This is a genomic window from Streptomyces sp. NPDC026092, assembly GCF_040638605.1.
Taxonomy (GTDB): Bacteria; Actinomycetota; Actinomycetes; order Streptomycetales; family Streptomycetaceae; genus Streptomyces.
Genome location: NZ_JBEZYN010000006.1, coordinates 377,709 through 403,521, shown reverse-complemented (window position 1 = coordinate 403,521; position 25,813 = coordinate 377,709). Strand labels below are relative to the sequence as shown.

The following is a 25,813-nucleotide window of genomic DNA, read 5'->3' as shown; positions in this document are numbered from 1 at the left end:
GAGCGTTCGTTTTAGAGCTGTGCTAGCGTCCCCTTCGTTACTGGATAGAGCGTTCGTTCTAGGGAGCTTTCATGCGTCACCAGAACTCCGTCACCGTCATCGGCCTCGGCCCCATGGGGCGCGCCATGGCCGCCGCCTACCTCGACCAGGGCTACGACGTCACCCTGTGGAACCGCACCCCCTCCCGCGCCGACGAGCTCGTGCGCCGTGGTGCCGCCCTCGCGGCCTCGCCCGCCGAAGCCGTCGCCGCCAACGAGGTCGTCCTCCTCAGCCTCACCGACTACCAGGCCGTGTACGACGTGCTGGGCGGCGTCGAACCCGCCCTCCTCGCCGGGCGGGTCCTCGTCAACCTCAGCTCCGACACCCCCGACCGGGCGCGCGCCGCGGCGGACTGGGTACGGGAGCGCGGGGCCGTGCAGCTCACCGGAGGGGTCCTCACGCCGCCGTCCGGCATCGGCCGGCCCGGCTCCTCCACCTTCTACAGCGGACCGCGCGACGTCTTCGAGGCCCACCGCGCCACCCTCGAAGTCCTCACGGCCACCGACCACCGCGGCGAGGACCCCGGGCTCGCCGCGCTCTACTACCAGCTCAACATGGTCATGTTCTGGACTTCCCTGAGCGGCTACTGGCAGGCCCTCGCCCTCGCCGACGCGTACGGCATCACGGCCACCGACCTCCAGCCGCACGCCCTCGGCGCGCTCGACCTCCAGCAGTTCGTGGAGTTCTACGGGCCCCGCGTCGACGCCGGCGACCACTCAGGAGACGTCGACCGCCTCGCCATGGGGCTCGCGAGCGCCGAACACGTCGTGCACACCGTCACCGACGCCGGTGTCGACGCGGCGCTCCCCGCCGCCGTCGCCGACCTCTTCCGGCGCGGTGTCGCCGCCGGGTACGGGGACGCCAGCAGTTCCAGTCTTGTGGAGGTGCTCAAGGGGCGGTAGTTCAGCGGTTCGGCATGCCCGGTGACTTTGTCCGAAACGGTTGGCGGCAGCCCGCCTGCGAGGCGGGCGCCGCACCTAGACTTGTCGCTCGATGGACTGCCAAGACCCCAGGGGTGGTTGACGGTGCGTAGGGCGCGCAAGGCCTGGCTGGTGGCCGGTGGGGTCTTCGGCATGTGCCTCGGCTTCGTCGCGCTGCTCGTCGTCGGTACGTACTCCGCCGCCGCCGGACTCATCGGGGGCGCCGGGGACGCCAAGAACGGCACCGTGGCCCTGGCGAAGGGCGCCGTGCCCGCCGCGTACCAGGGTCTGGTCCAGCGGTGGGGGAACCTCTGCCCCGCCATCAACCCGGCCCTGCTCGCCGCCCAGCTCTACCAGGAGAGCGGCTGGAACCCGAGGGTCGTCTCGCCCGCCAACGCCATGGGCATCGCCCAGTTCATCCCCGGCACCTGGGCCGGGCACGGCATCGACGGGGACGGGGACGGCGACCGGGACGTCTGGGATCCCAAGGACGCGATCCCCTCCGCCGCCACCTACGACTGCGAGCTCGCCGGCTATGTGAAGGACGTGCCCGGCGACCCGACGAACAACATGCTCGCCGCGTACAACGCGGGCGCCTACCGGGTCATCAAGTCCGGCGGTGTGCCGCGCATCACCGAGACGCAGAACTACGTCCGCATCATCCGGTCCCTCGAGAAGAGCTTCGCCCGGCCCGTCGGCCGCGTCGAGCCCTCGCGGCAGGCCGCCGGAGCGATCTACTACGCCCAGCAGAAGCTCGGCACGCCCTACCTCTGGGGCGGCACCGGCACCGCGGCTCAAAATGGCCGATTCGACTGCTCCGGTCTGACCCAGGCCGCGTACCTCTCGGTCGGGATCGAGCTGCCGCGCGTCGCCAACGACCAGTACAACGCGGGCCCCCACCCCTCCCGCGACGAGCTGCTCCCCGGCGACCTGGTCTTCTTCTCCGACGACCTGACCAACTCCCGCGCCATCAGGCACGTCGGCATCTACGTCGGCGGCGGCTACATGATCGACGCTCCGCGCACCGGGGCCGTCATCCGCTTCGACAAGATCGACACGCCTGACTATTTTGGTGCCACCAGGGTGACGAAGGACGGCGCCGCGGCGCTGCCCACGCATCTGCCGCAGACCTGACGGACCGTGGCTCCCTGGCCGGAACTCTCCGTTAAGCACAGGCCCTGAGCTGCGACGACGTGTCACTCTTCGGTAACGTCAGGGCGATCATCGACGGTGAGCGGAACGCACGCGTCAGACGGTTCGTTCGATTCACGTGACAAGGCAAGGGGCAGCAGTGGCTGGACTCGCATCGGATGGTTCCAACCCCGATGTCAGCCTGCTCTACGACATCAACGGGCTGGCGCGGCAGGCCCCGCCCTGGCTTGACCGTGTCATGGGCTTCGTGGGCGAGTACGGGATCATGCTCGCCCTCGTCCTCGTCGCGCTCTGGACCTGGTGGAGCGTCCGCCGCCGCGACACCCTCGCCGACTCCGTCTCCGGATTCGCCTCGCTCGTCTGGGCGCCGCTCGCCGCCGGCGTCGCGATCCTCGTCAACATCCCCATCCGCGGCTTCGTCGAGCGGCCCAGACCGTTCAACGACCACCAGGGCCTCGAAGTCCTCGTCTCCGGCAAGACCGACTACTCCTTCGTCAGCGACCACGCCACGCTCGCGATGGCCATCGCCGTCGGGGTCTTCATCGCCCACCGCAAGCTCGGCCTCCTCGCGATCGCGCTCGCCTTCGCCGAGGGCTTCTGCCGGGTCTACATGGGCGTCCACTACCCGACCGACGTCATCGGCGGCATCGCCCTCGGTACGGCGGTGGCGCTGCTCCTCGCCCCCGTCGCCCACGCCCTGCTGACCCCGCTCGTCACCGCGATCGCCCGCTCCCGGCACGGGGCCCGCCTGATCCGCTCCCGGAGCGCCGCCGCACGGTCCGCCGTCCCCGAGACGCTCGACATCCCCGAGCCCCGGATCGGCTCAGGACCCGAGGACAACGACCTCGCGGCGTAGCCCGCGAGCCGGACTGAGCCTCAAACCGCCTGCCTCAAACGGTCTCTCGCGTCGAGTCCGTGTGGGTCGCCGCGTCCGTCCGGGCCTTGTCCCGCGATCTTCGCGCCGGGCCGGTCCAACCACAACTGCATCGGGCGACCGCGAAAGAGCCGCGTTCCGTCGTGGTGGTGGCGTGAGGCGGGGCTTGGTCGTGCACGCATCCACCGTACTGCGCGTGACGGGTCGCCCGAGCCGTCGTTATGCGGATCGGGCGGGTCCCGGACAGGCAGCGGTACGGCGTTGGGGGTTGGCAGGCGATGGTGGTGCGGCGGTACGGGTTCAGGGGCGGGGCGTGGGCCGTCGCCGCCGCACTGATGGCCGGCGGCTGCGCCGGACCTGAGGACCCCGCGCCCGGCGGCGACCCCACCGAGACCGTGCGGGGCGCGGCCGAGGTGCTGACCCGGGCGGGCACCGCCAAGACGAGCACCAGCATGGAGATGGCCACCGGCGGGACGCGGGTCACCATCCGGGGCGAGGGTGGTTACGACTTCCGGCGCCGTACCGGACGGCTCCAGGTCGTCCTGCCCGAGGACGCCGCCGGAGCGGACGAGCACCGGCCCGTCACCGAACTCCTCGTCCCCGGCGCGCTCTACATGAAGAACCGCGGCGCGGGCGTCCCGGCCGACAAGTGGGTACGGGTGGACACCACCACCCTGGACGACGGCAACCTCGTCACCGGCGGGGCCACCGACCCGGGCGCCGCCGCCGAGCTGCTGCGCGGCGCGCAACGCGTGACGTACGTCGGCCAGGTCGACCTGGCAGGGGTGAAAGTCAGCCACTACCGCGGGGTCGCCGACCTCGGGGCGGCCGCGCGGGCCGCCTCGCCGCAGGTGCGCGGCTCGCTCGCCGCGGCGGCGAAAGGGTTCGCCAAGGACTCCGTGCCCTTCGACGCGTACCTCGACGCGGAGGGCCGGCTGCGGAAGGTCCGCCACCAGTTCAGCTTCGCCAACAAGGACCGTACGGTCGCGGTCGCGTCGACGACCCTGCTCTACGGGTTCGGCACCCCCGTCGACGTACGGCTGCCGAGTCGCGGGGACATCTACGCCGGGAAGATCGAGGTGTAGCGAGCGGCGCGAAGCCACCCGCAGGCCATGGCCAAATGGTCCGGACTAGTCATGCGCGTTGCGTGGCGCGCTCCCTACGCTGGGAGACCGACGCCGGCAGGAAGAGGTGAACGCGCGTGGCCCCGCCCAGTACCGCGACCGTGCCCACGGAACAGGACCGCGTCGCTCTCGCCGAGATCGAGCTGTGCGGTGAGCTGATCATCGCCGCGTCGGCGGCCGACGGGGAGCGGCTCAGCGCGGACCGCATCGACGAGGTGCTGCGGGTCGATACGAAGTCGGTGGTCAGGGAGCCGGGCGTCACGGAGCGGGCCGACCGTTGACGGTCGACCGGGGCGCCGTCGCCGGCGGCCCCGGGATCTCAGGTACGCAGCATCCGCGCGATGGCCTTCGTGGCTTCCTCGACCTTGGCGTCGATCTCGTCGCCGCCCTTGGTCGCGGCGTCGGCGACGCAGTGCCGCAGGTGCTCCTCCAGGAGCTGGAGCGCGAAGGACTGCAGGGCCTTCGTGGAGGCGGAGACCTGGGTGAGTATGTCGATGCAGTAGGTGTCCTCGTCGACCATCCGCTGCAGACCGCGGATCTGGCCCTCGATCCGGCGCAGCCGCTTGAGGTGCTCGTCCTTCTGCTTGTGGTAGCCGTGCACCCCGTGATCGTGGTCGGTCGTGGGTGCGGAGGCTTCGGGGGTGACCTCGGCCGCCTCGGTGGTCGTCATCGCGTCCTCCCGTTGTCCAGAAAGGGTGTGTATACCCCTCGTGGGTATATGGTACCGATCCCCGCCGATCCGGGCGGGGGCCCGTGCAGATCACTGTGCCTGATGGGCGACACTGAAGGGACGCCGGTTAGCCGTGGCCGGATGATGCGCCTAGCATCAGCCTGACCGAAACCCAGCACCCCGAGGACCCCACGTGCGATTGCGTCTGACCCCCAGGGAGACGAGCTTCTACGACATGTTCGCCGCGTCCGCGGACAACATCGTCACGGGCTCGAAACTCCTGATGGAACTGCTCGGAGCGGAGCCTTCCGCCCGGGCCGAGATCGCGGAGCGGATGCGGGCAGCGGAACACGCGGGTGACGATGCTACCCACGCGATCTTCCACCAGTTGAACTCCTCGTTCATCACACCCTTCGACCGCGAGGACATCTACTCCCTCGCCTCCTCCCTCGACGACATCATGGACTTCATGGAGGAGGCCGTCGACCTGGTCGTCCTCTACAACGTCGAGGAACTCCCCAAGGGTGTCGAGCAGCAGATCGAGGTGCTGGCCCGGGCGGCCGAGCTGACCGCCGAGGCGATGCCGCACCTGCGGACGATGAACAACCTCACCGAGTACTGGATCGAGATCAACCGGCTCGAGAACCAGGCCGACCAGATCCACCGCAAGCTGCTCGCCCATCTCTTCAACGGCAAGTACGACGCCATCGAGGTGCTCAAGCTCAAGCAGATCGTGGACGTCCTGGAAGAGGCGGCCGATGCGTTCGAGCACGTGGCGAACACGGTGGAGACCATCGCGGTCAAGGAGTCCTGAGGCTTCGTGGACACCTTCGCGCTGATCGTGACCATCGGTGTCGCGCTCGGCTTCACGTATACGAACGGCTTCCACGACTCGGCGAACGCCATCGCCACCTCGGTCTCGACCCGGGCGCTGACCCCGCGGGCGGCCCTGGCGATGGCGGCGGTGATGAACCTCGCCGGCGCGTTCCTCGGCAGCGGGGTCGCCAAGACCGTCAGTGAGGGCCTGATCGAGACGCCGCACGGCGACAAGGGGATGGGCATCCTCTTCGCCGCGCTCGTCGGCGCGATCATCTGGAACCTGGTCACCTGGTACTTCGGTCTGCCGTCCTCCTCCTCGCACGCGCTCTTCGGCGGCATGGTGGGCGCGGCGCTCGCGGGCGGTACGGAGGTGATCTGGTCGGGCGTGCTCGACAAGATCGTCATCCCGATGTTCGTCTCGCCGGTCGTCGGTCTCGTCGCCGGTTACCTGGTGATGTGCCTGATCCTGTGGATGTTCCGGAAGGCCAACCCGCACAAGGCGAAGCGCGGTTTCCGCATCGCGCAGACGGTGTCGGCGGCGGGCATGGCCCTCGGCCACGGTCTGCAGGACGCCCAGAAGACGATGGGCATCGTGGTGATGGCCCTGGTCATCGCCGATGTGCAGCAGTCGGGCGACGACATCCCGGTGTGGGTGAAGATCGCGTGCGCCGTGATGCTCTCGCTGGGTACGTACGCGGGTGGCTGGCGGATCATGCGGACGCTCGGCCGGAAGATCATCGAGCTGGACCCGCCGCAGGGGTTCGCGGCGGAGACCACGGGCGCGACGATCATGTTCGGCTCGGCGTTCCTCTTCCACGCGCCGATCTCGACGACGCACGTCATCACGTCCGCGATCATGGGCGTGGGGGCGACGAAGCGGGTGAACGCGGTGCGGTGGGGGGTCGCGAAGAACATCATCCTGGGGTGGTTCATCACGATGCCGGCCGCTGCGTTGGTCGCGGCGCTCAGTTATTACGTGGTGCGGCTGTTCTTCGGGTGACGGGTTCCGCTCCGGCGGAACCCGGCCCACAACGTGGGTCGCACAAATGGTTGGGCCCGGCTCTCCTGTGGGAGAGCCGGGCCCATTCGTCTTGCGGTGGCACCGCCATGCAGCACCGCAGGACGCGTTACCCGGATCCGTGGTGACCCGGTGCCGGGGGCGATGGTGGCTGCCCCCGGCGGTGGGTCGGCACGGGCCGGAGCTCGTTCTATCCGAAGCGGCCGGAGATGTAGTCCTCGGTCGCCTGGACAGACGGATTGGAGAAGATGCGCTCCGTGTCGTCCAGCTCGATGAGCTTGCCCGGCTGGCCCACGGCCGCCAGGTTGAAGAAGGCCGTGCGGTCCGAGACGCGGGCGGCCTGCTGCATGTTGTGCGTGACGATGACGATCGTGAACCGTTCCTTCAGCTCACCGATCAGGTCCTCGATCGCGAGCGTGGAGATCGGGTCGAGGGCCGAGCAGGGCTCGTCCATCAGCAGGACGTCGGGCTCGACCGCGATCGCGCGGGCGATGCACAGACGCTGCTGCTGACCGCCGGAGAGGCCGGAGCCCGGCTTGTTCAGGCGGTCCTTGACCTCGTTCCAGAGGTTCGCGCCCTTGAGGGAGCGCTCGACGATCTCGTTGAGCTCGGACTTCTTGTACGAGCCGTTGAGCCGCAGGCCCGCCGCCACGTTGTCGAAGATCGACATGGTGGGGAACGGGTTCGGGCGCTGGAACACCATGCCGACCGTGCGGCGCACGGCGACCGGGTCGACCCCGGCGCCGTACAGGTCCTGGTCGTCCAGGAGGACCTTGCCCTCGACGCGGCCGCCGGGGGTGACCTCGTGCATGCGGTTGAGGGTGCGCAGGAACGTGGACTTGCCGCAGCCGGAGGGGCCGATGAAGGCCGTCACCGAGCGGGGCTCGACCGTCATGGAGATGTCGTCGATCGCCTTGTGGGCGCCGTAGTACGCGGAGAGGCCGCTGACGTCGATTCGCTTGGCCATATCAATTCACTTCCAGGGTGGCCGCGGTCAGCGGCTGGTCTTGGGGGCCTTCCAGCGGGCGATGCCGCGGGCCACCAGGTTGAGGATCATGACGAAGGCGATCAGGACGAGCGCGGCGCCCCATGCACGGGACACTGCGGCGTCGGTGCCGACCGCGTACTGCTCGTACACGTAGAGCGGCAGCGAGGACTGGGCGCCTTCGAAGGGGTTCGGGTTGATCAGCTTCGTACCGAACACGAGGAGCAGGATGGGGGCCGTCTCACCGGTGATGCGGGCGACCGCGAGCATGACGCCCGTGGTGATGCCGCCGATCGCGGTGGGCAGGACCACCTTCAGGATCGTGCGCCACTTCGGGATGCCGAGTGCGAGGGAGGCCTCGCGCAGCTCGTTCGGGACGAGCTTGAGCATCTCCTCGGTGGAGCGGACGACGACCGGCATCATCAGGATCGCGAGGGCCATCGCGCCGGCGAATCCGGAGGGCCCGAAGCCCAGCATCAGATTCCAGGTGGCGAGGATGAACAGGCCCGCGACGATCGACGGGATGCCCGTCATGACGTCGACGAAGAAGGTGACGGCCTTGGCGAGCTTTCCGCCGCCGTACTCGACGAGGTAGACCGCGGTCAGCAGGCCGATCGGCGCGGCGATCAGGGTCGCGATGGCGACCTGCTCGATCGTGCCGAGCAGCGCGTGGTAGACACCGCCGCCGGCCTCGGCGTCGAGGACGCCGTTCATCGAGTGGCTCAGGAAGTACGGGTCGAGGACCTCGATGCCCTTGCTGATCGTGACCCAGGCCAGCGAGAGCAGCGGGATGACGGCCAGGACGAAGCAGACCCAGACGAGGCTGGTCGCGACGCGGTCCTTGGCCTGACGGCTGCCCTCGACCTTGGAGGTGACCGCGTACGTCCCGAGGACGAAGAACAGCGCGGCGATCAGCCCCCACTGGATGCGGCTGTGCCAGCCGGCCGCGAGGCCGAGGCCGACGGCCGCGGCGATCGAGCCGATGGCGATGGCGAACGGGGTCCACTTGGGGAGCCGGGCGTGGCTGAGCGGATCGTGCTTCACGGCGACGGTCACGGGCGGGCGATCCTGTATGGCGTTGTGGCTCATGCGTTGGCCCCCGAGTACTCCTTGCGGCGACCGATGATCCACCGGGCCGCGCCGTTGACCAGCAGCGTGATGACGAAGAGGACCAGACCGGAGGCGATCAGGGCGTCACGGCCGAAGCCGTCGGCCTCGTTGAACTTCGCCGCGATGTTCTGCGCGAAGGTGCCGCCGCCCGGGTCGAGGAGGTGGCCCGAGAGGAGGAAGCTCGGGGAGAGGACGACGGCGACGGCCATCGTCTCGCCGAGCGCGCGGCCGAGGCCGAGCATCGAGGCGCTGATGATGCCGGAGCGGCCGAAGGGGATGACCGACATCCGGATGACCTCCCAGCGCGTGGCGCCGAGGGCGAGGGCGGCCTCTTCCTGCATCTGCGGGACCTGGAGGAAGACCTCACGGGTCACGTTGGTGATGATCGGCAGGATCATGATCGCCAGCAGGATGCCCACGGTGAAGAGGTTGCGGGCGGGGCCGTCGGTGGCCTTGTCGAAGATGTAGGTCCAGCCGAAGTACTCGTTCAGCCACTTGTTGAGGCCGTCGAGGTACGGGACCAGGAAGATCGCGCCCCACAGGCCGTAGATGATGCTGGGGACGGCGGCGAGCAGGTCGACCACGTACGCGAGCGGCTTGGCCAGCTTGCGCGGGGCGTAGTGCGAGATGAAGAGCGCGATACCGATCGCGACCGGCACGGCGATGAGCATCGCGATGATCGACGAGACGATCGTGCCGAAGGCGAGGACCGCGATGCCGAACACCGGCGGGACGCCGGCCGGGTTCCACTCGAAGGTGGTGAAGAAGTTCGTGGAGTCCTTGGAGATGGCAAGGACGGCGCGGTAGGTGAGGAAGCCCGCGATCGCGGCCATGATCACCAGGAGGGTGATGCCGGAACCTCGGGACAGCCCGAGGAAGATCTTGTCTCCCGCGCGCGTCGCGCTCTTGGCGCGGCGGCTGTTTCGTATGGGTGGTGTGGTTGTCGTAACCATTCTGACTCTCCGGTCTGCGGAGCCGGTACGTGCGTACGGCTCCTGGCGGCGGTGCACCGGATGCCGAGGCCGGTCCGTCACCCGTGGGTGGCGGACCGGCCCCGGCCGGGGATCAGGACAGGGTGGGGACGATCTCGCGGACCTTGGCCGCGATGTCGGCCGGGAGCGGGGCGTAACCGGCGTCGGAGAGGACCTTCTGGCCCTCCTCGGAGACGGTGTAGTTGAGGAACGCCTTCAGGGTCGGCAGGGTCTCCGCCTTGTTGCCCTTGTCGCAGGCGATCTCGTAGGTGACGAGGATCAGCGGGTAGGCACCCTCGGCCTTGGTGGCGTAGTCGAGGGAGAGCGCCATGTCGGAGCCGGTGCCCTTGACCTTGGCGGCGGCGATCGCCTTGGAGGCGTTCTCCGAGGTGGCCGCGACCGGGGCAGCGGCGCCGGTGTTCAGGCTGACCGTGTTGATCTTGTTGGCGGTGGCGTAGGAGAGCTCGAAGTAGCCGATGGCGCCTTCGGCGTCCTTGACCGCGGTGGCGACACCGGAGGAGCCGTTGGCGGCCTGGCCACCCTGGGCGGGCCACGACTTCGACTTCGGGTCGTGCTTCCAGTCGGCCGGGGCGGCCGTCGAGAGGTACTTGCCCAGGTTCTGGGTGGTGCCCGACTCGTCGGAGCGGTGGAAGGCCTGGATCGAGCTGTCGGGCAGCTTGGCGCCCGGGTTCAGCTTGGCGATCGCCGGGTCGTTCCACTTGGTGATCTTGTTGTCGAAGATCTTGGCGAGGGTGGAGGCGTCCAGGACCAGGTTGTCCACGCCGTCCAGCTTGTAACCGATGGCGATGGGGCCACCGACCATCGGGAGGTTGATGCCCTTGCCGGTCTTGCAGATCTTCGCGGACTCGGCGACCTCCTCCTCCTTCAGCGCGGAGTCGGAGCCGGCGAACGCGACCTGGCCCTGGTTGAACTTGGTGATACCGCCGCCGGAGCCGATGGCCTGGTAGTTGACCTCGACGCCGTCACAGGCCGCCTGGAAGTTCTTGACCCAGAGGTCCATCGCGCCCTTCTGCGCGGAGGAACCCGCGGCGAGGAGCTGGCCCTTGGCGCCGTCGCACTTGATGTTCGACGCGGCGGCCGAGGTCTTCTCGCCGTTCGCGGGGGTGCCGGTGTTGTTGTCCGAGCCACACGCCGAGAGGACGAGGGCGCCGGAGACGACGAGGGCACCGATCGCGGAGGCGCGAAGCCCGTTCATGCGCGAAAGCTTCACTTTCGGGTGTTCCTTCCAGAAGCCGCCAGCCGCGGACCGGGTGTCCTGAACGTTGTACGGCGGCGTGTGTCGGGTTGAGGGCGCGGCGCTGTGCCTGTGCACCCTGTACGACCGAAATTAGGCAGAACAGGTGAAGCGGCCGACGGTTGAGAGTGAACGGAAAGTGAACCGTGCCGTAAGGACGGGTGCGGAGACCTGGGGAGGGTGGCGTCGGATGGCGCCTACCCGCCGTCCCGCGCCGTGAGGAAGGCGTCGACCAGTTCCTTGTCCCTGGTCTGAGTCAATCGTGCCCGCGCGGCCGTCGGTGAGAGCCAGAGCAACCGCGACACCTCCCGGTTCGGTTCGAACCAGCCGCCGACGGCCTCCGCCGCCCAGTAGCGGACCACCTTGGGGCGGCCTTGCACCCGGTATCGCACGCTGGCCAGCTCGACGCCCAGTTCGCACGTCATGCCGGTCTCCTCCAGCACTTCTCGTACGGCACCGGCACGCGAGTCCTCGCCCTGCTTCAGCTTCCCCTTCGGGTGGGACCAGTCGCCCCACTTCGGCCGGAAGATCACGGCGATCTCCGTGTCGCCTCCGGACGCTGCGCGCCGCCACAGCACGCACCCCGCTGCGAGGATCGGGGGTGGTGAGGTCATGACACGCTCGCCGTGGCGTGCTGCCAGGCGCGCTGGAAGGCGAACCGGGCGGCCTCGACCTCGTGGCGCTGGTCCGCGTGGAGGACGCCCAGGGCGTACGCGGTCGCCGGGGCGATGCGCGGGGTGCGGGCCGCGCCGGCCGCGGCGGCGGCCGCCTCGGAGGCGTCGCGGTGCCGGTTCAGGGCCCGGCCGGCCTCGTCGAGGACCGGGTCGGGCGGGGCGTCGCCCTGCAGGACCTCGCAGGCGTACCGGTGCAGGCGGAGCAGCAGCCGGGCCTGGTGCCAGGGCGCGTCCTGGGTCTCGCCGGCCGCGAGGGCGAGGGCGTCGGCGTTGTACGGGTGGGCCGCGCGGGCCAGCGGGAGGCCGCCGACCGCGTCGAGCAGGCGGCGCTCGACGACCGCGGCCGGCGCGTCGAGGACCTCGACCGCCTGGGCCGCCCCCGCGGGGCCCAGCGGTACCTCGGAGGCCAGGAGCGCGACGGCGTCCGCGACCGCGTGGAAGCGGGAGGAGCCGAGCGCCTGGAGCGCGGCCGAGTGGGCGCGCGTACGGGCCAGGGTGAGCTGGCGTTCGAGGAGGGCGCCGGCGCGGGCGGCGCCGACGGTCAGGCCGGAGCTCTCGGCGCCGCGCGCGGCCGGCACCGGGCCGCCGATGCCGTGACCGCCTCCGTGCCCGCCGTTGCCGCCGCTCGACAGGCGGGACAGCGCGTCCACCAGGCGGACGAGCCGGGCGGTGCAGGCGTGCTCCAGGGCGAGCGTCCCGGAGAGCCAGGCCAGCTCCGTGCGCAGCTGGTCGGCCCAGGAGGCGTCCAGGAGCGGCCGGAAGGTGTGCAGCGTTCCGCCGATGCGCCGGGCGGCCGCCCGTAGTGCGCGTGCGGCCTCCTCCGCACCGGTCGTGTCCGCCCCGGCCTCCGTGTGCAGGCGCAGGGCGCGCAGGAAGTCACCGGCGCGCGCCTGGAGATAGGGGGAGAGGACCTCGCCCGCCGAGACGCCTGTGGTGGCAGGGGCGCCTGTGGTGACGCCTGTGACGCCTGTGGAGCCCGAGGCGACGTCCGCGGTGGCCGCGAGGTGGTCAGGGTTGTGCACGCCGGCGCCTCCGCGCGTCGATGAGCATCTCCTGGACGTGCCGCAGCGGCTGGCCTTCGGGGTCGGTCGCGTGCCGCGTCCAGTTCCCGTCCGGGCCGAGGTGCCAGGAGGAGGTGGTGTCGGACATTCCGGTCTCCAGGAGCCGGGTCAGGGCCGCCCGGTGGGCCGGGTCGGCGACCCGGACCAGGGCCTCGATGCGCCGGTCGAGGTTCCGGTGCATCATGTCGGCGCTGCCGAGCCAGACCTCGGGCTCGCCGCCGTTGCCGAAGGCGAAGATCCGGGAGTGCTCCAGGAAGCGGCCGAGGATCGAGCGGACCCGGATGTTCTCGGAGAGGCCGGCGACGCCGGGGCGGATCGCGCAGATGCCGCGGACCCAGATGTCGACGGGGACGCCCGCCTGCGAGGCCCGGTAGCAGGCGTCGATGATGGCCTCGTCGACCATCGAGTTGACCTTGATCCGGACGTACGCCGGGCGGCCCGCGCGGTGGTGGGCGATCTCCTTGTGGATCCGGGAGACGAGCCCGTCGCGCAGCGACTTCGGCGCGGTGAGCAGCCGGCGGTAGGTCTCGCGGCGGGAGTAGCCGGAGAGCCGGTTGAACAGGTCCGAGAGGTCGGCGCCGACCTGCGGGTCGGCGGTGAGCAGACCGAGGTCCTCGTAGAGCCGAGCCGTCTTCGGGTGGTAGTTGCCGGTGCCGACGTGCGAGTAACGGCGCAGGACGTCGCCCTCCTGGCGGACCACGAGCGACAGCTTGCAGTGCGTCTTCAGCCCGACGAGGCCGTAGACGACGTGGCAGCCGGCCTCCTCCAGCTTCCGCGCCCACTTGATGTTGGCCTGCTCGTCGAAGCGGGCCTTGAGCTCGACGAGGACGAGGACCTGCTTGCCGCTCTCGGCGGCGTCGATCAGCGCGTCGACTATCGGCGACTTGCCGGAGGTCCGGTACAGCGTCTGCTTGATCGCGAGGACGTCCGGGTCGGCGGCCGCCTGCTCCAGGAAGGCCTGGACGGAGGTGGAGAAGGAGTCGTACGGGTGGTGAAGCAGCACGTCCCGCTCGCGCAGCGCCATGAAGATGTCGGGCGCGGAGGCCGACTCGACCTCGGCCAGGTCCCGGTGGGTGCCGGCGACGAACTTCGGGTACTTCAGCTCGGGCCGGTCGAGGGAGGCGATCCCGAAGAGGCCGGTGAGGTCGAGCGGGCCGGGCAGCGGGTAGACCTCGGCGTCGGAGATCTTCAGCTCGCGGACGAGCAGGTCGAGGACGTACGGGTCGATGGACTCCTCGACCTCCAGGCGGACGGGCGGGCCGAAGCGGCGGCGCAGGAGCTCCTTCTCCAGGGCCTGGAGCAGGTTCTCGGCGTCGTCCTCCTCGACCTCCAGGTCCTCGTTCCGGGTCACCCGGAACATGTGGTGCGCCAGCACCTCCATGCCGGGGAAGAGCTCCTCCAGGTGCGCGGCGATGACGTCCTCCAGCGGGACGTAGCGCTGCGGGGAGGCCTCCAGGAAGCGGGAGAGCAGCGGCGGCACCTTGACGCGGGCGAAGTGGCGGTGGCCGCTGACCGGGTTGCGTACGACGACGGCCAGGTTGAGGGAGAGGCCGGAGATGTACGGGAAGGGGTGCGCGGGGTCCACGGCCAGCGGGGTGAGGACCGGGAAGATCTGCTGGCGGAACAGGGTGAAGAGGCGCGCCTGCTCCTTCTCGGTCAGCTCGGGCCAGCGGATGAGGTGGATGCCCTCGTCGGCCAGGGCGGGGGCGACGTCCTGCTGGTAGCAGGCGGCGTGCCGGGCCATGAGCTCGCGCGAGCGGGTCCAGATCAGCTCCAGGACCTCGCGGGGCTGCAGGCCGGAGGCGGAGCGGTTGGCGACACCGGTGGCGATGCGGCGCTTGAGACCGGCCACGCGGACCATGAAGAACTCGTCGAGGTTCGACGCGAAGATGGCGAGGAAGTTCGCCCGTTCGAGGACGGGCGTGGTGGGGTCCTCGGCGAGTTCGAGGACGCGCTCGTTGAACGCGAGCCAGCTGCGCTCGCGGTCGAGGAAGCGGCCCTGGGGCAGCTCGCCCGAGGTCTCGTCGTCCTCGTAGCCGTCGAGGTCGGCGTCCAGATCGGGGTCGAGGTCGGAGCCACGGGCGCCGGCGACGGTGCTGGGGCGGTGCGCGGCTATCGAGCCCACGGTCGGCTGCGCGGCCGGTTCGCCCTTCCTGTCGCTGGTCGCGGGCTTCCTCCCGGACGTCCTGGCGGACGCCTTGGCGTTCTTCGCGGCCGGCGTCGCGGAGGGTGTCTCGGACGTCGGGGCGGAAGGGGTGGGGGACGGCTGGACCGGGACCTCGGCGGGCTGCTTGCTCATGGCCCCATTCTTCCGCGCGAACGGCTGGTCGGGCGCGTCGGAGCGGGCCGTGGGCGCGGGCAGTCTCCCTTTCGGGAGCGCCTGGGCGGGAGGAGGCACGGCGGGCTTCATTGCGTGAGCGTCGCAAGCGCGTCTGAATGGCTGGTAACGAGGACATGTCGTACGGGAATCGGGGGTGGGGCCCCTGGAGGGCCCCACCGGCCGATTTTCCATGGCCTGATTCGTACGGTACGGGGTCGGGGCGCGGGCGTACATGGCCCGTGGGGCGGTTAGCCGTGGCGGGTGCGCAGGATGCGGAAGGCGGCGAAGAGCGCCAGGGCGGCGAGGACCAGGACGAGGCCGGTCTCGATGAGCTGGAGGGGCCAGTAGTACGAGGCCGGGTAGTAGTCCGAGAAGTGGGCGGTCACGTGCACGTCGTTCCGGCACATGGCGGCGGGGTCGAAGGGCTCGGCGCAGTACCAGCCGTCCAGGCGTTCGCCGGTGGGGGTGAGCAGTCCGGAGTCGGCGAGCCGCGCGTCCTCCGGAACGGGGGCCACGACCGGGCCGCCCGGTGCGAACGGCGCGGTCGCGGTGCGCGCGGGCAGCCACTCCCAGCGGAGGCCGTTCAGGGCGAGCAGCACGAGACCGGTGACGAAGCCGGCCGCGGCCATGGCGACGACGGTACGGCGGATCAGCTGGCCGAGCACCGCGCCGACGGCCACGGCGAGCAGACCGTACGCGACGAGGACGGGCCCCGAGGACTCGAAGACGCCCTGGTCGTACCACTGGAACCGGTACGTGCCGGTGACGTTGCCCCAGCCGATCCGGAACGTGCCGACCAGCAGGAGCGTGCCGGCGAGCGTCACCGCGCCCGCGATCAGCAGCTTCGACGCCAGCCAGCGGGATGGCGTCACGGACTGGGTCAGGGCCAGCTTGTACGTCCCCGATTCCAGCTCGCGGGCGAGCAGCGGGCCCGCGACGAACGCGGCGACGAGCAGGGGGACGAAGGGGAATCCGGTGGCGGCCAGGTCCATGGCGCCGCGCATCAGCCAGCGGCCGTGGTCCTCGTCGAAGCCGACGGTACGGGAGTCCCAGTAGCGAAGCCAGGCCATGGTCACGAGGCTCAGCGCCACGGCGGCGCCCGCGAGGACAAGGGCTCTCCGGTGCTGGCGGGCCGTCACCCAGTACGGGCCCTTCAGCGTCAGGCTGCTCATGCGGAGGCTCCTTCGGGGGTCGTCGCGGGGGTCGTCGGGGTCGTCTCGGGGGTCTTCGAGGCGCGGAGGTGAGCGAGGAGGAGGTCCTCCAGGGTGGGTTGCGTGGTCTCCCAGGGGCCCTCCACGCGGCCCTCGCGGCGGACCAGGGCCGTGAGTTGACGGCCCGTCGTGCGGGAGTCGACGACCGTGTGCGGGGCCAGGTCGGCGACCGGGCCGCGCAGGAGCACGTGCGCGGCGAGGAGGTCGTCGATCGCGCCGTCCAGGCGGACGCGGCCGTCGTCCACGAGGAGCAGGTGGTCGCAGGCGCCCTCCAGCTCGGTGAGGATGTGCGAGGACATGACGACGGTCGTGCCGCGCTCGGCCGCGTCGGCCATCAGGACGCCCATCAGCTCGTGGCGGGCCAGCGGGTCGAGGTCGGCCATCGGCTCGTCCAGGAGCAGGAGTTCGGGGCGCTTGCCGAGGGCCAGGGCGAGGGCCACGCGGGTGCGCTGGCCGCCCGAGAGGGTACGGATCCGGGCCCCGGGGTCCAGGGGGCCCGCGGCGACGACGCGGTCCGCGATCGCCCCGTCCCAGCGGTCCGGGTTCAGCTCGCGGCCCATCCTGAGCGTCTCGGCGACCGTGAGCTGCGGGTAGAGCGGCTTGTCCTGGGCGACGTACGCGAGCTGCTCGCGGGCGGGGGCCCGGAGCGTGCCCTCGGTGGGGCGGAGCAGGCCCGCCGCGAGGGCCAGGAGCGTGGACTTGCCCGCGCCGTTCGGCCCGACGAGCGCGCACACCCGGCCGGTGGGCAGGGCGAAGGAGCAGTCCTTCAGGGCCCAGCGGCCGCCTCCGCCCCCGCCCCGTCCTCCGTACCGCTTGCCGAGGCCCTCGGTGCTCAGGGCCGTACCACTGGTCATGCGTCCCCCTGTCATGCGTTCCCCTCGAAGAATTCCTTCAGTACGGAAGTGAAGAGCGCGGCCACGTCCTCACGCTCCAGGCCCTCCGCGCGGGCCCGGCGCGCCCAGTCGGCGAGTTCGCCGCGCAGCGGCGACCCGGCGGGGGCGGCTCCGAGCGTCGCCCGGACGAAGGTGCCCAGGCCCCGGCGGGCCTCGACGAGGCCGGCGCGCTCCAGCTCGCGGTAGGCCTTGAGGACCGTGTTCGGATTGATGGCCGTCGCCTCGACGACCTCGCGCGCGGTGGGCAGCTGGTCGCCCGGCTCCAAGAGGCCCATCCGGAGGGCCTGTTCGGTCTGCTGGACGATCTGGAGGTAGGTGGCGACCCCGCTGCGTCGGTCGATCCGGTACTCGAGCATGTCCTTCCACCACCCTTTCACTAATCAAGTAGTGAAAGGGTGGTGGAAAGGAGGGGGCGGTGTCAACCGCCCCCTGCTCAAACCCGGTTACCGGTTCACGACTCCGTGCGGTACATCAGGTCCACCTCGTGCGTCACGAACCCGAGCCGCTCGTACACCGTCACGGCCGCCGTGTTGTCCGCGTCCACGTACAGCATCGCCGTCGGCAGCCCCTGTGCCGCCAGGTGCCGCAGGCCGATCGCCGTCAGCGCCTTGCCGAGGCCGCCGCCCTGGGCGTCGGGCAGGATGCCGACCACGTACACCTCGCCGAGCTGGTCCTCCGCGTGGGTCTTCGTCCAGTGGAAGCCGATCAGCCGGCCGTCCTTCTCCGCGAGGAAGAAGCCCTTCGGGTCGAACCACGGCTCGGCCGTCCGGTCGTCGAGGTCCCGCTGGGTGAGCGAGCCCTGCTCCGGGTGGTGGGCGAAGGCCGCCGCGTTGACGGCCAGCCAGGCCGCGTCGTCCTGGCCCGGCACGAAGGTGCGGATCGTGACGCCCTCGGGCAGCACCGGTTCGGGGATGTCGAGCGGGACCAAGGCACGGCGCAGCTGGCGCAGTTCGCGGAACAGGGTCAGGCCGAGGACCTGTGCGAGGTGCCGGGCCGCCGACTTCCCGCCGTGCGCCCACACCCGCAGCCGCTTGCCCGAGGCCGCGAGCAGCGCGGTCCCGAGCGCCCGCCCGTGCCCCCGGCCCCGGTGCGTCGGGTGGACGACGAGCTCGGCGGCCGGGGCCTCCACGGGGTCGGTGTCCTCCAGCTGCGCGTAGCCGTAGAGGTTCGAGCCGACCGTGAGCAGGAAGTGCCGCACGCCCTCGCGCCGGCCGTGCCGCAGATAGAGCCGCCCCTGCTCGGACACGGCATGGACGCCGTCCGCGCGGTCGGCCGCCTCCAGCAGGTCGAGGACGTCGCTCACCTGCTCGGGCGAGAGCTCGTCGAGAGTGTGGATCTGCCGGCCGGGTTCGAGGGCCGGTGCCGCGTCAGGAGTCATGCCTTGAGCCTACGGAATCAACCTAGTTGTAACCCGGTACCCCCTGTTGCGCTACGCGCGTTGACTCTAGGCTGCGCTGGCACGTCAGCAGTCGAATGAGCAGTCGAGTGGCGCCGCACATCGGGGCGCGGGGACAAGGGGAGCGATGGCAGCGACACCGAAGAAGAAGAGGACAGCGGGGCGGATACTCGCCGTCGGCGCGGGGCTCGCGACCGTCGGCGCGCTTGTGGCCGCGCTGCCCGCGGGCGCCTCGGGGACGAAGGACGACCGGGGTGGCAAGGGCCAGGGCTACGGCTACGGGCGCTACGTCGACGTCCAGCTGCTCTCCTTCAACGACCTGCACGGGAACCTGGAGCCGCCGACGGGCTCGGCCGGCCGGGTCACCCAGATCCAGCCCGACGGGACGACGAAGACCATCGACGGTGTCGGTGGCGTCGAGTACCTGGCCACGCACCTGCGTGAGGCCCGCAAGGGCAACCCGTACTCCGTCACCGCCGCCGCCGGCGACATGATCGGCGCCTCTCCGCTGGTCTCCGGGCTCTTCCACGACGAGCCGACCATCGAGGCGCTGAACCGCCTGAAGCTCGACGTCAGCTCGGTCGGCAACCACGAGTTCGACGAGGGCGCGCGCGAGCTGGCCCGGATGCAGAACGGCGGGTGCCACCCGACCGAAGGCTGTTTCGAGGAGGGCAAGCGGTTCAAGGGCGCGAAGTTCCCGTACCTCGCGGCCAACGTGACCAACGAGAAGACCGGTCGCCCGGTCCTCGACCCGTACTTCGTCTGGGAGCGCAACGGGGTCAAGGTCGGCTTCATCGGCGTGACCCTGGAGGGCACCGCCGACATCGTCTCCGCCGAGGGCATCAAGGGCCTGAAGTTCGGCGACGAGATCGAGACGATCAACAAGTACACGAAGATCCTGGAGCGCAAGGGCGTCAAGTCCATCGTCGCGCTGCTGCACGAGGGCGGCGCGCCGGCCTCGGGCTCGTACAACTACAACTGCGACAGCCCCGGCCCCGGTGACGGCATCTCGGGCCCGATCGTGGACATCGCGAAGAAGGTCAGCCCGCAGGTCGACGCGCTGGTGACCGGCCACACGCACCAGGCGTACGCATGCACCGTCCCGGACCCGTCGGGCAAGCCGCGCACGGTCACCTCGGCGGCCTCCTTCGGCAAGCTGTACACGGACACGACGCTCACCTACGACCGTCGTACGAAGGACATCGTCCGCACCGCCGTCTCCTCCGCGAACCACGTCGTCACCCGTGACGTGGCCAAGGCCGAGGACATGACCCGGCTGATCGACCGCTGGAAGACGCTGGCCGCGCCGATCGCGAGCCGTCCCGTCGGCTACATCTCCGGTGACGTCGACAACCCCTTCGACGCGCCCGAGAAGTCGCTGGGCAACCTGATCGCCGACGCGCAGCTCGAGGGCATGGCCCCGGCCGACAAGGGCGGTGCCCAGCTGGCGCTGATGAACCCGGGCGGCGTGCGCGCGCCGCTGGTGCACAAGGCGTCGGCCGGTGAGGGCGACGGTGTGGTGACCTACGGCGAGGCGTACACCGTCCAGCCGTTCACCAACATGATGACCGCGGTCGACCTGACCGGCGCCCAGCTCATCACCGCGCTCCAGCAGCAGGTCAGCGGCCCGAACCAGGCGGCCCCGAAGATCCTCCAGGTGTCGAAGGGCTTCACGTACACCCTGGACCTGACGAAGACCGGCGCCGACCGGATCGTGGTCTCCTCGGTGAAGCTGAACGGCGAGGCGATCGACCCGTCGAAGACCTACCGGGTCGCGATGAACGAGTTCCTGGCCGGTGGCGGTGACGGCTTCGCCGTCCTGAAGGAGCACAAGAACAAGCTGGTCGGCGCCTCCGACCTGGACCTGTTCACCGCCTACCTCGGCGCCCACTCCTCGGCGAGCGCCCCGCTGGCCCCGCCGGCCACGGGCCGGATCACGGTCGTCAAGTAACCGTCGTCAAGTAACTCCGCGACGCCTCAGGGGCGGTGGATCGATTCTTCGGTCCGCCGCCCCTTTCGCGTACGCCACACCCTGGCGCTCGTTGACGCGTACGCGTCATACTCCGCGCATGGACCGACGACGCTTTCTCGCGGGAGCCGCAGCAGCCGGTGCCGTCCTCCTGGTGGGAGCCCCGCCCGCGCGGGCGCTCACCACCCAGGACTGGATGGCCGGCCACGGCGACCCCACCCCGCTCCAGAAGCTCACTCTTCCCGGCACCCACGACTCCGGCGCCCGCTTCGGCGGCCCCTGGTCCGAGTGCCAGAACACGACGATCGCGCAGCAGCTCGCCGCCGGCATCCGCTTCCTGGACGTACGCTGCCGGGTCACCGGCGGCTCCTTCGCCATCCACCACGGCGCCTCGTACCAGAACATGATGTTCGGCGACGTCCTCATCGCCTGCCGCGACTTCCTCGCCGCCCACCCCTCCGAGACCGTCCTCATGCGGGTCAAGCAGGAGTACTCCTCGGACTCCGACGCCACCTTCGGCGCGGTCTTCACCGACTACCTCGACAACCGGGGCTGGCGCTCCCTCTTCCGTATCGGCAACACCGTCCCCACCCTCGGCGAGGCCCGCGGCAAGGTCGTCCTCATCGCGGACAACGGCGGACTGCCCGGCCTCAAGTGGTGGGACGGCGGCGCGATCGCGATCCAGGACGACTGGAACGCCCTGCCGAACGCCAAGTACCCGAAGATCGAGGCCCACTTCCGCAGCGCCGTCGCCCAGCCCGGCAAGCTGTACATCAACTTCGTGTCCACGTCCGCCTCGCTGCCGCCGCGCTGGAACTCCGACAACCTCAACCCGCGCGTCCACGGCTTCCTCGACGGTACGGCGAACAGCTGGAAGGGCCTCGGCATCGTCGTCATGGACTACCCGAACACCCGCTCAGGCCTGGTCGAGTCCCTCATCCGCCACAACTGACGGCGGGGGCGTCGGCGCGCCCGGCAGTCGCAGGACCGCCGTCGTGCCGCCGCCCTCGGCCGCCGTCAGCTCCACCGTGCCGCCCGTCTGCTGGACCGTACGGGCCACGATCGACAGGCCGAGCCCCGAGCCGGGCAGGCTGCGCGCCGACGGGGAGCGCCAGAAGCGGTCGAAGACGTGCGGGAGTTCGTCGGGCTCGATGCCCGGGCCGTGGTCGCGGACCGTCAGCTCCCCGCGCATCAGCCGCACCTCGACCGTCCCCCGGGCCGGCGAGAACTTCACCGCGTTGTCCAGGACGTTCACCAGCGCCCGCTCCAGAGTCGCCGGCTCCGCCCGCACGTACCAGGGCGCCAGGTCCGTGACGAAGGTCAGCTCGGGGCCGCGCAGCCGCGCCCGGTCCAGGGCCGAGCGCAGGATCGTGTGCAGCGGTACGACCTCCAGCGGTCCCGGCTGCGCCGCGTCCGGGCGGGCCAGCTCCTGGAGGTCGCCGATGAGCGCCGCCAGCTCCGTCATCTGCGCCTTCACCGACGCCATCAGCGCCCGCCGGTCCTCCGGCGGCAGGGCGCGGCCGGTCTCGTCGCTGCGGGCGAGCAGCTCGATGTTGGTACGGAGCGAGGTCAGCGGCGTCCGCAGTTCGTGGCCCGCGTCCGCGATCAGCTGGGCCTGCCGGTCGCGGGAGACCGCGAGCGCGGCCGTCATCGCGTTGAAGGAGCGCGAGAGCCGGGCGATCTCGTCCTCGCCCTCGGCCGGGATGCGGACCGTCAGGTCCTCCGTCGCGGCGACGTGCTCGACCGCGCCCGTCAGCCGGTTCACCGGTTCGAGCCCGGTCCTGGCCACCCACAGCCCGGCCGCCCCGGCGCCGACGACGCCGATCCCGGAGACCAGGAGCAGCACCCAGCGCAGCGTGGCCATCGAGTTGTCGATCTCGGACAGCGGCCGGGCGACGGAGACGCCGACCACGTCCTGGAAGGCGGGCTGCCCGTACGTGTAGACGCGCATGTCGGTGCCGTCTTCGTCGGTCGTCGTGTGCAGCGCGTCCGGCAACTGCCCGCGCGCCACCGCCAGGTCACCCGCCTCGACGGGGATCGGCGAGGGGCCGTACGTACAGGCCTTGCCGCTGCTCAGCACGATCTGGACCGTGGCGGTGTAGGGACCGGTGAGCTCCGCGGACGACTCCTCGCCGCGCGCGCAGGCGAGGGCCAGGGTGGTCACCGTACGCCCCTCCAGCTTGAGGCTGCGCAGCGAGGAGTCCAGCTCCGCCTCCAGCTGCGCCCGCGTCACGAACCAGCAGGCCAGCGAGACGGCGGCCACGGCCACGGCGACCGCCGTCGCCGTCAGGAGCGCGAGCCGCGACCGCAGCGGGCGCGACCGGAACCACGACACGGGACCGCTCACTCCGGGCCTCCGCCGCGCAGCACATAGCCGACACCGCGCACCGTGTGCACGAGGCGCGGCTCGCCGCCCGCCTCCGTCTTCCGGCGCAGGTACATCACGTACACGTCGAGGGAGTTCGAGGACGGCTCGAAGTCGAAGCCCCAGACCGCCTTCAGGATCTGCTCGCGGGTCAGCACCTGACGCGGATGCGCCAGGAACATCTCCAGGAGCGTGAACTCCGTCCGCGTCAGCTCCACCGGGCGCCCGGCCCGCGTCACCTCGCGGGTCGCCAGGTCCATCCGCAGGTCCCCGAAACTCAGCACGTCGCCGCCGTCGGCCGGGGCCTCGGCGGCGCTCGCGTACGAGCTGCGCCGCAGCAGCGCCCGGATGCGGGCGAACAGCTCGTCCAGCTCGAAGGGCTTCACCAGGTAGTCGTCGGCGCCCGCGTCGAGCCCTGTCACCCGGTCGCCGACGGTGTCCCGCGCGGTCAGCATCAGGATCGGCACGGTCGAGCCGGACGCCCGGATCCGCCGCGCCGCCGTCAGCCCGTCCATCCGGGGCATCTGCACGTCGAGCACGACGAGATCGGGGGCGTACGACTCCATGCGGGCGAGCGCGTCGACCCCGTCGACGGCCTCCTGCGTCCCGTACCCCTCGAACGCGAGGCTGCGGCGCAGCGCCTCCCGTACGGCGGGCTCGTCGTCGACGATGAGGATGCGGTCGCCCGCGTTCTCCGGGCCGGTCACGCCGTTCACGCCTGTCACGCCAGTCATGGTGTCAGCGTCGCACGCGTTCAGTTCGAACCGCCGTCGCGGAGGCTGTCGAGGTCGGCCTTGAGGGTGTTCACGGGGATCGCGAATCCGAGGCCGACGCTGCCGGCCGAAGAGCCGTTCGAAGAACTCGGCGCATACATGGCCGAATTGATCCCGATGATCTCGCCGTTCATATTGATCAGCGCGCCGCCGGAATTCCCCGGGTTGAGCGAGGCGTCCGTCTGGATCGCCTTGTACGTCGTCTTCGACGTACCCGTGTCGCCGTTGAACTCCTTGCCGCCGAACTCGAAGGGCCAGCCCTGGCGCGGGTCGTACTGCTGGCGCTGCTGCTGGTCCTGGCCCTCGTCCTTGGCGACGGTCACGTCGCGGTCGAGCGCGGAGACGATGCCGCTGGTGACCGTGCCGGTCAGGCCCTCGGGAGAGCCGATCGCGACGACCTCGTCGCCGACCTTCACGTTGTCGGAGTTCCCGAGCGTGGCCGCCGTGAGCCCGGACGCGCCCTCCAGCTTGATCAGCGCGAGGTCCTTGTCGGGATCCGTGCCGACGACCTTCGCGGTGTACGTCTTGCCGTTCGAAAGCCGCACGCTGATCTCGGAGGCGCCGGAGATCACGTGGTTGTTGGTGACGATCTCGCCGTCGCCGGTGATGATCACGCCGGAGCCGGTGGACTTGCCGCCGGTCGAGCTCGCGGAGATCTCCACGATCGACGGGGAGACCGCCTCGGCGACCCCGGCGACCGTGCCCTTGCTGCTCGCGGAGACGGTCGTGCCGTTGACGCCGCTCGCGGTGGGGGTGCCGTCCGCGGTCAGCTGCTGCACGAGGGTGGCCGTGCCGCCGCCGACCGCCGCCGCGGCGATCGCGACGGCGGCGAGGAGACCCACACCCCGCTTGGCCCGCCGGCGCGGGGCCGGCGGCGGCGCGGCGTGCGACGGAGGAGCCGCCGGGGGCGTGTGGCCGCCGGACGGCCAGATCGTCGTACCCGGCTCGGTCGTGACCGGCTGCGTGGGGTCGTACGGAGGCCTCGGGGGCTGCGGCGGGTAGTACGGCTGCTGCTGCGGCTGCTGGAAGTCCGTCATGGCAATGACTCTCGGAGCCGTACATGAGAGCACTCTGAGGACGACCTGAGAAGCCCGACAGAACCCTGTATGCCCTATATAAAGTCCCGGGGTCCACCGGGTCCAAAGACCCCGGGCAGGAGGCCCCGGGGGCCTTCAGGCAGCGGTCAGCCGCCGTCGCAGCCGCAGGAGCGGCGGACCACCAGCGCCGACGGGAACAGCTTCACCCGCTCGCGCTTCGACCCCGCGACCCGCAGCCCGTCGTCGAGGACGAGGTCGACCGCGGCCCGGGCCATCGCCGGGCGGTCCGAGGAGATCGTCGTCAGCGGCGGATCCGTCAGCGCCGCCTCCTTCACGTCGTCGAAGCCCGCCACCGCCAGCTCCGTCGGCACGTCGATCCGCAGCTCCCGCGCCGCCCGCAGCACACCGAAGGCCTGGTCGTCGGTGGAGCAGAAGATCGCCGGCGGCCGGTCCGGGCCCGAGAGCAGCTTCAGTGCCACCTGGTACGCGTCGTAGCGGTTGTACGGAGCCTGGAAGAGCCGGCCCTCGATCGACCGGCCGGACTCCAGCATCGCGCGCCGCCAGCCCTCCTCGTGGTCCGCGACCGGGTCGCCGACCGCCGGGGTGTTCGGCACGCCGCCCAGACACGCCACGTACTCGTGCCCGTGCTCAAGGAGGTGCCGGGTGGCGAGCTGCGCGCCGCCGATGTCGTCCGTGACGACGGCGACGTCGTCAAGCGCCTCGGGCCGCTCGTGCAGCAGCACCACGCGCGCGTCCCAGGCCTCGATCTCGCTCGCGGCCCGCTCGCTCATGCCCTGGCTGACCAGGATCAGACCGGAGACCCGCATCCCGAGGAAGGCGCGGAGGTAGTGGACCTCGCGCTCGTCGCGGTAGTCCGAATTGCCGACGAGGACCATCTTGCCGCGCTCGGCGGCCGCCTGTTCGACCGCGTGCGCCATCTCGCCGAAGAACGGCTGGCGCGCGTCCGGGACGATCATGCCTATGAGGTCCGTGCGCCGGGACGCCATGGCCTGCGCCACCCGGTCCGGGCGGTAGCCCAGCTCCTTGATGGCGGCGAGTACACGCTCGCGCGTGGCCGGGGCGACCGGCCTTGGTCCGTTGTTGATGACGTAACTCACGACCGCGGTCGAAGTACCCGCCAGTCGCGCTACGTCATCCCGCGTCACCTTGGCCACGC

At 70.8% G+C, this 25,813-nt stretch carries 25 protein-coding genes; 9 read left to right on the top strand and 16 right to left on the bottom strand.

Features of this window, described 5'->3' with window-relative positions; all coding sequences use genetic code 11:
• Positions 1–71 precede the first annotated feature (71 nt).
• The 5 genes from AB0F56_RS13250 (at position 72) to AB0F56_RS13230 (ending at position 4,390) form a co-directional block, all read left to right on the top strand.
• Complete coding sequence (locus tag AB0F56_RS13250) at positions 72–941, top strand: NAD(P)-binding domain-containing protein (RefSeq protein WP_362007816.1); 870 nt, start codon at positions 72–74, stop codon at positions 939–941.
• Between the two features lie 171 nt (positions 942–1,112).
• Positions 1,113–2,093 (top strand): bifunctional lytic transglycosylase/C40 family peptidase, encoded by a 981-nt coding sequence (locus AB0F56_RS13245; RefSeq protein WP_362007905.1) that lies wholly within the window; start codon positions 1,113–1,115, stop codon positions 2,091–2,093.
• 157 nt (positions 2,094–2,250) lie between these two features.
• Positions 2,251–2,967 carry a phosphatase PAP2 family protein gene (locus AB0F56_RS13240; RefSeq protein WP_362007814.1) on the top strand — a complete coding sequence of 239 codons (717 nt, stop codon included), beginning with the start codon at positions 2,251–2,253 and terminating at the stop codon, positions 2,965–2,967.
• A gap of 296 nt (positions 2,968–3,263) precedes the next feature.
• Positions 3,264–4,070 (top strand): hypothetical protein, encoded by an 807-nt coding sequence (locus AB0F56_RS13235; RefSeq protein ID WP_362007811.1) that lies wholly within the window; start codon positions 3,264–3,266, stop codon positions 4,068–4,070.
• A 116-nt stretch (positions 4,071–4,186) separates the two neighbouring features.
• The gene (locus AB0F56_RS13230; RefSeq protein ID WP_362007809.1) at positions 4,187–4,390 is read left to right on the top strand and encodes a hypothetical protein; all 204 of its coding nucleotides are present in this window, start codon (positions 4,187–4,189) and stop codon (positions 4,388–4,390) included.
• 38 nt (positions 4,391–4,428) lie between these two features.
• Here the strand turns inward: AB0F56_RS13230 and AB0F56_RS13225 are convergent, their stop codons facing one another.
• Positions 4,429–4,779 (bottom strand): metal-sensitive transcriptional regulator, encoded by a 351-nt coding sequence (locus AB0F56_RS13225; protein WP_361960305.1) that lies wholly within the window; start codon positions 4,777–4,779, stop codon positions 4,429–4,431.
• 193 nt (positions 4,780–4,972) lie between these two features.
• Between AB0F56_RS13225 and AB0F56_RS13220 the strand changes: the two genes are divergently transcribed.
• Entirely contained in the window at positions 4,973–5,593 is a 621-nt protein-coding gene (locus tag AB0F56_RS13220) for a DUF47 family protein (protein WP_362007807.1), read from the top strand.
• 6 nt (positions 5,594–5,599) lie between these two features.
• Positions 5,600–6,598 (top strand): inorganic phosphate transporter, encoded by a 999-nt coding sequence (locus tag AB0F56_RS13215; RefSeq protein ID WP_362007804.1) that lies wholly within the window; start codon positions 5,600–5,602, stop codon positions 6,596–6,598.
• A gap of 208 nt (positions 6,599–6,806) precedes the next feature.
• On the opposite strand, the gene pstB is transcribed toward AB0F56_RS13215, so the two are convergent.
• The 11 genes from pstB to mshD form a co-directional block, all read right to left on the bottom strand.
• Positions 6,807–7,583: a phosphate ABC transporter ATP-binding protein PstB gene (gene pstB / locus AB0F56_RS13210; RefSeq protein ID WP_362007802.1), complete on the bottom strand. Its 777-nt coding sequence runs from the start codon at positions 7,581–7,583 to the stop codon at positions 6,807–6,809.
• Between the two features lie 27 nt (positions 7,584–7,610).
• Positions 7,611–8,690 (bottom strand): phosphate ABC transporter permease PstA, encoded by a 1,080-nt coding sequence (pstA, locus tag AB0F56_RS13205; RefSeq protein ID WP_362007799.1) that lies wholly within the window; start codon positions 8,688–8,690, stop codon positions 7,611–7,613.
• Positions 8,687–9,664, bottom strand: a complete 978-nt coding sequence (pstC, locus tag AB0F56_RS13200) for a phosphate ABC transporter permease subunit PstC (RefSeq protein ID WP_362007797.1) — start codon at positions 9,662–9,664, stop codon at positions 8,687–8,689. The genes pstA and pstC overlap by 4 nt, the downstream gene beginning before the upstream one ends.
• Before the next feature lie 112 nt (positions 9,665–9,776).
• Positions 9,777–10,913: a phosphate ABC transporter substrate-binding protein PstS gene (gene pstS, locus AB0F56_RS13195; protein WP_362007794.1), complete on the bottom strand. Its 1,137-nt coding sequence runs from the start codon at positions 10,911–10,913 to the stop codon at positions 9,777–9,779.
• A 221-nt stretch (positions 10,914–11,134) separates the two neighbouring features.
• Positions 11,135–11,551 (bottom strand): NUDIX hydrolase, encoded by a 417-nt coding sequence (locus tag AB0F56_RS13190; protein WP_362007791.1) that lies wholly within the window; start codon positions 11,549–11,551, stop codon positions 11,135–11,137.
• Positions 11,548–12,633: a CHAD domain-containing protein gene (locus tag AB0F56_RS13185; RefSeq protein WP_362007789.1), complete on the bottom strand. Its 1,086-nt coding sequence runs from the start codon at positions 12,631–12,633 to the stop codon at positions 11,548–11,550. Before AB0F56_RS13185 ends, AB0F56_RS13190 begins: the two co-directional genes overlap by 4 nt.
• A complete protein-coding gene (locus AB0F56_RS13180) occupies positions 12,620–14,971 on the bottom strand; it encodes an RNA degradosome polyphosphate kinase (RefSeq protein ID WP_362007786.1) in 2,352 nt (783 codons plus the stop codon). The genes AB0F56_RS13185 and AB0F56_RS13180 overlap by 14 nt, the downstream gene beginning before the upstream one ends.
• A 269-nt stretch (positions 14,972–15,240) precedes the next feature.
• Positions 15,241–16,164 carry an ABC transporter permease subunit gene (locus tag AB0F56_RS13175; RefSeq protein ID WP_362007783.1) on the bottom strand — a complete coding sequence of 308 codons (924 nt, stop codon included), beginning with the start codon at positions 16,162–16,164 and terminating at the stop codon, positions 15,241–15,243.
• Positions 16,161–17,057 (bottom strand): ABC transporter ATP-binding protein, encoded by an 897-nt coding sequence (locus AB0F56_RS13170; RefSeq protein ID WP_362007780.1) that lies wholly within the window; start codon positions 17,055–17,057, stop codon positions 16,161–16,163. The genes AB0F56_RS13175 and AB0F56_RS13170 overlap by 4 nt, the downstream gene beginning before the upstream one ends.
• Positions 17,058–17,068: 11 nt before the next feature.
• Entirely contained in the window at positions 17,069–17,452 is a 384-nt protein-coding gene (locus AB0F56_RS13165; protein WP_362007777.1) for a GntR family transcriptional regulator, read from the bottom strand.
• A gap of 95 nt (positions 17,453–17,547) precedes the next feature.
• Complete coding sequence (gene mshD / locus AB0F56_RS13160; RefSeq protein ID WP_362007774.1) at positions 17,548–18,474, bottom strand: mycothiol synthase; 927 nt, start codon at positions 18,472–18,474, stop codon at positions 17,548–17,550.
• A 145-nt stretch (positions 18,475–18,619) separates the two neighbouring features.
• Here mshD and AB0F56_RS13155 point away from each other — a divergent pair, with 145 nt between their 5' ends.
• Positions 18,620–20,443, top strand: coding sequence for a bifunctional metallophosphatase/5'-nucleotidase (locus AB0F56_RS13155; protein WP_362007771.1), 1,824 nt, complete (start codon positions 18,620–18,622; stop codon positions 20,441–20,443).
• A 118-nt stretch (positions 20,444–20,561) separates the two neighbouring features.
• Entirely contained in the window at positions 20,562–21,413 is an 852-nt protein-coding gene (locus AB0F56_RS13150; protein ID WP_362007768.1) for a phosphatidylinositol-specific phospholipase C, read from the top strand.
• Here AB0F56_RS13150 and AB0F56_RS13145 read toward each other — a convergent pair.
• The 4 genes from AB0F56_RS13145 to AB0F56_RS13130 form a co-directional block, all read right to left on the bottom strand.
• Positions 21,378–22,808, bottom strand: coding sequence for a HAMP domain-containing sensor histidine kinase (locus tag AB0F56_RS13145; RefSeq protein WP_362007765.1), 1,431 nt, complete (start codon positions 22,806–22,808; stop codon positions 21,378–21,380). The genes AB0F56_RS13150 and AB0F56_RS13145 overlap by 36 nt on opposite strands.
• On the bottom strand, positions 22,805–23,560 hold the full coding sequence (locus AB0F56_RS13140; protein WP_362007763.1) for a response regulator transcription factor: 756 nt from the start codon (positions 23,558–23,560) through the stop codon (positions 22,805–22,807). Before AB0F56_RS13140 ends, AB0F56_RS13145 begins: the two co-directional genes overlap by 4 nt.
• A 20-nt stretch (positions 23,561–23,580) precedes the next feature.
• Complete coding sequence (locus AB0F56_RS13135; RefSeq protein WP_362007761.1) at positions 23,581–24,636, bottom strand: trypsin-like peptidase domain-containing protein; 1,056 nt, start codon at positions 24,634–24,636, stop codon at positions 23,581–23,583.
• 146 nt (positions 24,637–24,782) lie between these two features.
• Positions 24,783–25,811: a LacI family DNA-binding transcriptional regulator gene (locus tag AB0F56_RS13130; protein WP_362007758.1), complete on the bottom strand. Its 1,029-nt coding sequence runs from the start codon at positions 25,809–25,811 to the stop codon at positions 24,783–24,785.
• Between the last annotated feature and the right edge of the window lie 2 nt (positions 25,812–25,813).